Here is a 6,913-nt window from a genome sequence, read left to right as displayed (position 1 = left end):
CCCCCTGGGGGGCCCCCCCCGACGTGTCTTGGCTACCAGGGCTTGTTAGGCACCTCGGCACCGGCCTCTCGTTGCAGCGAGAGCACATGTTCTAGGCTCGGACGCCCGGAGAGCTGCGGCCCCTGATCGCGCAGGGCCACCCGGTGGCGCTGGCCGGTCTGCAGCACGATCTCCTCCCCGCGCACCCAGAGACTTTGCGGCCCCTGGCCGGTGAGCGAGAATTCGATTCCGCTGGCGTCGAGCAGCACCTTGATCACCGCACCGTTATAGGCCAGCTGGAATCGCAGGGATCTGAAGCGCTCGGGCAGCCGCGGGTCGAAATGCAACCGCTGGTCATCGTCGCGCAGCCCCGCGAAGCCGTTGACCAGCGCGGCCCACACCCCACCGGTGGACGCCACATGCACCCCGTCGGCGGTATTTCCATGGAGGTTTTCAAGGTCGACATTCAACGCATGTTCGAAGTAGTCGAAGGCCAGGTCCCGGTAGCCGACCTCGGCCGCAAGGATCGACTGCACGGTGGCCGACAGGGTCGAGTCCCCGGTGGTCAATGGGTCATAGTAGTTGAAATCGGCGAGTTTCTGCTCGGCGGTGAAATCGCTGGAACGCAGCCATAGCGCCAGCACCGTATCGGCCTGCTTGATGACCTGGAAGCGGTAAATCACCAACGGGTGGTAATGCAGCAGCAGCGGACGTTTATCCGGGCCGCTGGCCTCGAGATCCCAGACCTCGCGATTCAGGAAATGCTCGTCCTGCGGGTGGATTCCCACGGCCTTCGAATACGGGATATGGATTCGTTCGGCCGCCAGCTGCCAGGTGGAGATCTCCGCTGAATCTATCCCCATCCGCTCGGCCAGCTCGGCATAGAACTGCGGGCGCCGGGCGGCCAGCTCGCGGATCAGCTGCGCCGAACGACGCAGGTTGAAGCGCGCCATCACATTGGTGTAGGTATTGTCGTTGACCACCGCGGTGTACTCATCCGGCCCGGTTACCCCGTGGATGTGGAAGCTCCGCTGATCCCCGGAACCGCGCCAGAAGCCCAAAGAGGCCCACATCCGGGCGGTTCCGACAAGAATTTCTGCGGCGCCCGCCTCGAGGAACTCGTCATCGCAGGCGGCATCGAGGTAGCGGTTGAGCGAATACACCACGTCGGCGTTGATGTGATATTGCGCGGTACCCGCCGGGTAGTACGCGCTGGCTTCCTCGCCGTTAATGGTGCGCCAAGGGAAAAGCAGCCCCTCCTCGTTCATGATGCGTGCCCGGCGCGTCGCCGCCGGGATCGTCGAGATCCGCGCGCGGAGCGTATTTCTGGCCCACTGCTGGTTCGTGTAGGTCAAAAACGGCATCACATAGATTTCGGTATCCCAGAAGTAGTGTCCGGAATATCCGTTGCCGCTGACTCCCTTGGCGCTGATCCCCAAACCGTCGGCGCGGGCCGAGGCCTGGGCGAGCTGGAAGAGGTTCCAGCGGATCTTGCGCTGCAGGCTCGGATCGTCGCTGTCCACCAAGACGTCGCTGCGCTGCCAGTAATCCTTCATAAATGCGCGCTGCTCCCGGAAGTGCTCGTCGATCCCCCGGGGCACCAGATGATTCAGCGCGCGGCTCGAACGCTGCAGCATTTCTTTGGCCGGGTGCCGGCGCGAGGAGTGGTAGGCCGCGAACTTGGCCACGCGCAGCCCCTGTCCCGCTTCGAGGTTCGCGCTTGAAACCTCGTCGGCACGATCGGGCTTCGCCGAACGCTCCGTTTGAATCTGGGCGCTGGCACCACCGGTGGTATTCACCAGGTGTTCCACGACTGCCGACACGGACATATTGGATCCCGCCACGGTGTAGGAAAGCCCAAGACGGGTTCCTTCCGCTATCTGGCCGGCCGGGTGCAAAGGATTATCCGAGGACTCGTCGGACTTGCGCGGGTCCTGGCCCGCGTCGAGATCGGCCGGAGAAGACACCTCCGGTTCGGAGCGATAGCCGATCACCGAGGACTGGACCAGCACATGTGCCGGTCCGTCGAGCAGGCGCACATGCAGATCTTGGAGCGCCAGATGCCGGTCGCTGAAGGAAATCATGGTCCGTGCCGTGACCGCCACCCGATGGCCTTCTGCGGTGCGCCACAGGGTCTGTGAAATCAACGTCCCCTCGCGGAAGTCCAAGCGCAAGTCATCGCGGAGCATTTCGGTTCGCCCCACCTCCAGCGCCTCGTCGTTGATGAACACACGCAGGGTCCGGAAATCTGGGGCGCTGATCATCGTCTGCCCGGTTTCGGCAAGCCCGAACGCGCTTTCTGCGTGGCGGATCTGCCAGGTTTCGTGCAGCCCGTTGAGGAAAGTCCCGGCGACTTGCTCGCCCAGGCCCACCTGGGCCGAACGAGCGCCAAGGAAGCCGTTGCCCAGGGCGAAGACCGTGTCTTGGGCGCCCGTCTCATCGCGTTCGGCTTCCCGAGTGATGGACCAGGGGTCAAAGTTCCAGGCCTTAACCGCGGAGGCTGAAACCAACTCGCTGAGGTCCTGGACCACAAAGAGCGCACCGGCATCCAATAGCTGCTGCTCATTGTCTTCACGTGCCACCCCGACGACCATGAAGCCGCCTTCCTGGGCGGCTTGCACGCCGCTGGTGGCATCCTCGATGACCACGCACTCTTCGGGGCGCCAACCGAGGTCCTTGGCGGTCGCCAAGAACGTGGCGGGCGATGGCTTGCCAGGCAGCTCGCGTGCCGCTGCCTCGTGCCCGCCCATGATGGTGGTGAAGAACCTTTCCAGCCCCGCGGCTTCCAGTACCGAGCGGGCATTGCGTGATGAGGAGACCACGGCTACATCCAGCCCTGCCTCCAGGACCTGTTGCAGGTAGTTGCTGGACCCGGAATAGGGCGCAATCCCATCACGCTCCAGCACCGTGGTGAAAACCGAATTCTTCAGATTTCCCAGCGCGCACACCGAGGTGTATCCCGCAGGGTCCTTCGGGTCTCCCCAGGGCAGTGCTATTCCCCGGGACTCGAGTACGGCGCCGACGCCCTCATAGCGTGGCCTGCCGTCGAGTAGCTCGAAATAGTCCGGATCGGTATAGGGCGGCACGCCCGGGTGTTCTTGAGCGAAGAATCCGGTAAATAATTCTTTCCAAGCCGCACGGTGCAATAGCGCGGTAGGTGTGAGAACACCATCCAAATCAAAAAGGACGGCCTTGAAATCACGGTGGCGGTACGTCGGGCGTGTAGCGTTCACGATCGAAATCCTTCGTCGAGGAGCAATTATTGGCCGTAGACCCAACGGTAGCAAGTGATCCCGCTTGCATCGACATACTACGATTGGGATTGTGGCTCAGTGGATAGATGAATGGAATAGCGACCAATGGCGTGAGTCTGCCGCCTATTGGATCGATGAGGCCTGCGCGGCCTACGGCATCGAGCGTGTCGCGGGACCGGATTTTTGGCCGGCCTCCTTGGACCAGGTTTCGGCGCTGGTTGGGACCGACGCAGCCGATCTGGTGTTTAAGGCGAATGCGCCGGGATTGGCAGCTGAGGCAGCGGTGACGATTACCGCCGGCGGACTGCAGCCCGAACGTGTGGTGATGCCGCTGGCAATCGACCGCATGGCCGGCTATATGCTCTCCCCCGATTTTGGTCACACCCTGGCGGATTTGGGCGACAGCGCCGAGAACTGGCAGCTGGCGCTTGCCTCACTCGGCTCCTTCCAGGTGGCTTTGATGGGCAACGAAGAGGCCTTCTTCGACGTCGGCATGCCGGTGGTGGATCCGCAGTTCCTCCCAGAACAGTTTGAGCAGGCATTGACCATGCATGTTTCTCTCGAGGCAAACCATCCGTTGCATTTGGACCCGCAACAGGCCGACGCTTTGCATGGCCAACTAAAGACCCTTTCCGACGCCTGCGAAGCCTTGCATCGCGGTCCCATCCCGCTGAGCCTGGAACATGGCGCCTTCGATTTGGCGCAGACGGTGGTGCCCTCGGAAAAGGGCCAGCATGCGCGGATCACGAACTTTGCGACGGCCCACTGGGCTCATCCGTTTTCTTCGCTGGCGGCCCCACTGGCGGCAATGACCCAGTCGTGGAAATGCCGGACCGACGACGAGCGTGTTATGCGTGCCCTGGGCGCCTACCTAGGTGAGTTCGCCGCATACGGCAGCGCCGACGAGCTCTATGACTTAGTCGCCCCCGCATGCCTAGTGGCTCCGCTATCCCAGCATGAGACTTGGTTGCGGCTGCTGCTTGACGCGGACGATGAGCATCTGCAGGAAAACGCCGCATCTGTCTTGGACACACTGTTTATAAACTAAAAAGCCTGGCGGGGAAATAAACATTCCCCGCCAGACTTATATTCAGATCAAACCGTGTGTTTGCTATTCAACGGCAGAGCGCATCTCGTTCAACGCGTTGGTTGCCGCATCTTGCGGCGACTGCCGCTTGAAGAAGATTTCCATCTCGTAGCGGTACAAAATGTCTTGGATCTTGCTGAATCCCATGGGTGGAATTGGTTCAGACCCTGCCAGCTCAGTTTCAATTCCGGTGACGAACTCCGCTGAAGCGGCCTCGATTGGCTCAAGGTCGGACACTACCAAGTCGCGAATCTCAGTGTTGGCCGGCAGCCCGCGGTCCATTTTGTTCAGCTCGCCAGCTTCTTCGGAATTCACCATGAAGTCAATGAACTTCTTGACCTCTTCGGGATGCTTGGACTTGCTGTACCCGGACATCATCATCGATGACTTGTACCAAAGCCCGTTGTCTTCGGCTTCGCCCGTGGAGCTAGGCAGGCGCAGGGGCACCAGATCAACGCCTGCCGCTGCGGAAAGTGAACCGAGCTGGTTGCTCCACCACATGCCAAAGGCCGAAGTGCCGGTACCGGTCATGGAACGATCAGGCCCGGCATTCTGATTCTCGGCTAGAACCGAGGCCACTGGATAGGATCCGCTATCCAGCAAGTCCTGGTGGTGCTGGAAATAGCCGGCCAGATCCTCAACGGTCAATCCAAGCTCTCCGGATTCAGTGGTTAAGTGCTTATCCGATTGCCTCAGCCAGGACTGCAATCCAGCGGGTTCATTCGGCGCCTCGGAACCGTATTTCCCTTCGGCTTTTTCGCTAACGGTTTTGGTGATTTCGCGATAATCGTCCCATGTCCAAGTCTTGTCGTCCGGGATATCCAGCCCAGCTTCCTTCAAAACCTTGGGGTTTGCGGTCAATGTAAACGAGTTAATTCCCGTCGTAATGCCAACCAATCCATCTTCGGTGGTGCCGTTGGAAACGGAAACCTCTTCAAAGTTGGAGACGTCAACACCGTCAAGATCGAGAAGCGCGCCACGGTCGGCGTATTCGCGAAGGTACTTGTCGTCCATCTGGATAATATCCGGGGCATCATTCGAGGCGACTTGGGTAGCGAGCTTGTCCCAATATCCGCTCCAGTCCGAATACTCGCCCTGAACGTCGATATTTGGATTCTCTGCCTCGAAGGCCTCGATGATCTCGTTGGTAGCCTGCGCCCTTGAGTCCGAACCCCACCAGGCGAATCGCAAACTCACCTTTCCATCGGCGCTGTCAGCCGCGTTCCCGCCTCCGCCGCACCCCGTCAATGCCAGCGCTGCGACTGCAGCTATGGCAAGGGACTTGGTTAGTCGCTGACCGGCAATGCGACGCATGCCTTCGGACCGTTGTTGATTGTTCATGGACTCCTCCTTGGATGGGCGAGAACTCGCGAGGGTTTACTCAGTGTCGAGACACCTGTGCGCCGACGCGAATGGAAAGCGCTTCCCAAGTAATCTAGATGTGATTCAGCTCACGAGTCAAGATCGAAGTGGGAATATGTCGATGACACCTTTGAATCGAATGATTCCAAAAAGGTATCGACGGATCAACGGCTCTCGGTGCTTTCCCGCAAAACCGGGGTTCCCGAAACAACCAGCAGCTTCGAATCACTATGCGCGAGAACCATCTCGCCGGCCATGCGGCCCATTTCTTCGAGCGGAAGGCGGGCGGTAGACACCGACGGGGTGACATCAATCAGCGTTGGGATGTCGTCGAAGCCGGCAATCGCAATATCGTCGGGAATCCGCAAGCCGTGCTCGCGAATTGCGCGAATCGCCCCCAGCGCCATGACGTCAGATACGCAGAAGACGCAGACCGGACCGGTGTTTTCGGTGGATTGATACCCTCGCAAGTAGTCGCTCATGACCAAATAACCCCCCTCGCGCGAGAAAGCTCCGTGGAGCACTTCCTCAACCGGCACGCCGGAGCGCTCAAGCTTGGACACAAACCCGTCGGCACGATGTTTCGCGGTCACCAAGTTCGGGTTGCCGGCCAAAACGACAAAACGGCGATGACCGGCTTTGAGCAGTTCCCCGGCCAGGTCGCTAGCGGTCCCGGCGTTATCGACCTGAATTCCGCCCGTTGCGGGAAAGGTTTGCCCAATCATCGCCACTTGGCCACCGTTGCCCTGGTAGCTTTCCAGCAATTCCATGAGCTCCTGATCGCCGCTCAAGCGCCGGGTTCCAGAAATGATAATAGCGTCGGTCCGGTGCGACATGAAGGCGCGAACGGCAGCTATTTCCCGGTCATGTTCCGCGCCAGTACTAGTCAGCAGCAGTTGGATGCCACTGGCGTCCAGCCCGCGCTGCACCCCGCGGGCAATGGACGAGAAATACGGGTCGGCAATGTCGTGCACCACGAGGCCCACCAGCTTAGTCGAGGATCGGGCAAGCGCTTGCGCCTGAGCGTTGGGGAAATATCCCAATTTCTCTGCCGCCGCACGAACTCGGAGGGAGATTTCCTCGGCAGGCTTGCGCGCCGACCCGTTCAGTACGCGCGATGCGGTTGCCAATGAAACTCCGGCTTCATTAGCCACGTCAGTTAGTCGAATAGCCACATGAAATCCTTATCACCCATTGCAATTTTGAACAAGCTTATCTCCCTGAACGGAGA

4 protein-coding genes are annotated in these 6,913 nt (G+C 60.2%); 1 reads left to right on the top strand and 3 read right to left on the bottom strand.

Going from position 1 to position 6,913, the window contains the following annotated elements:
* Nucleotides 1-32: 32 nt before the first annotated feature.
* The gene (locus tag ACT3UQ_RS09920) at nucleotides 33-3,212 is read right to left on the bottom strand and encodes an HAD-IA family hydrolase (protein WP_105554084.1); all 3,180 of its coding nucleotides are present in this window, start codon (nucleotides 3,210-3,212) and stop codon (nucleotides 33-35) included.
* 91 nt (nucleotides 3,213-3,303) lie between these two features.
* Between ACT3UQ_RS09920 and ACT3UQ_RS09915 the strand changes: the two genes are divergently transcribed.
* Complete coding sequence (locus ACT3UQ_RS09915; protein WP_105554083.1) at nucleotides 3,304-4,281, top strand: hypothetical protein; 978 nt, start codon at nucleotides 3,304-3,306, stop codon at nucleotides 4,279-4,281.
* A 63-nt stretch (nucleotides 4,282-4,344) separates the two neighbouring features.
* Here ACT3UQ_RS09915 and ACT3UQ_RS09910 read toward each other — a convergent pair whose 3' ends face one another.
* Nucleotides 4,345-5,661, bottom strand: a complete 1,317-nt coding sequence (locus ACT3UQ_RS09910) for an ABC transporter substrate-binding protein (protein ID WP_444637058.1) — start codon at nucleotides 5,659-5,661, stop codon at nucleotides 4,345-4,347.
* A gap of 185 nt (nucleotides 5,662-5,846) precedes the next feature.
* The gene (locus ACT3UQ_RS09905) at nucleotides 5,847-6,857 is read right to left on the bottom strand and encodes a LacI family DNA-binding transcriptional regulator (RefSeq protein ID WP_105554082.1); all 1,011 of its coding nucleotides are present in this window, start codon (nucleotides 6,855-6,857) and stop codon (nucleotides 5,847-5,849) included.
* Nucleotides 6,858-6,913 lie beyond the last annotated feature (56 nt).

The sequence above is a fragment of the Glutamicibacter sp. AOP12-B1-11 genome, from assembly GCF_052379245.1.
GTDB lineage: Bacteria > Actinomycetota > Actinomycetes > Actinomycetales > Micrococcaceae > Glutamicibacter.
This window is presented reverse-complemented; position numbering and strand designations above follow the sequence as displayed.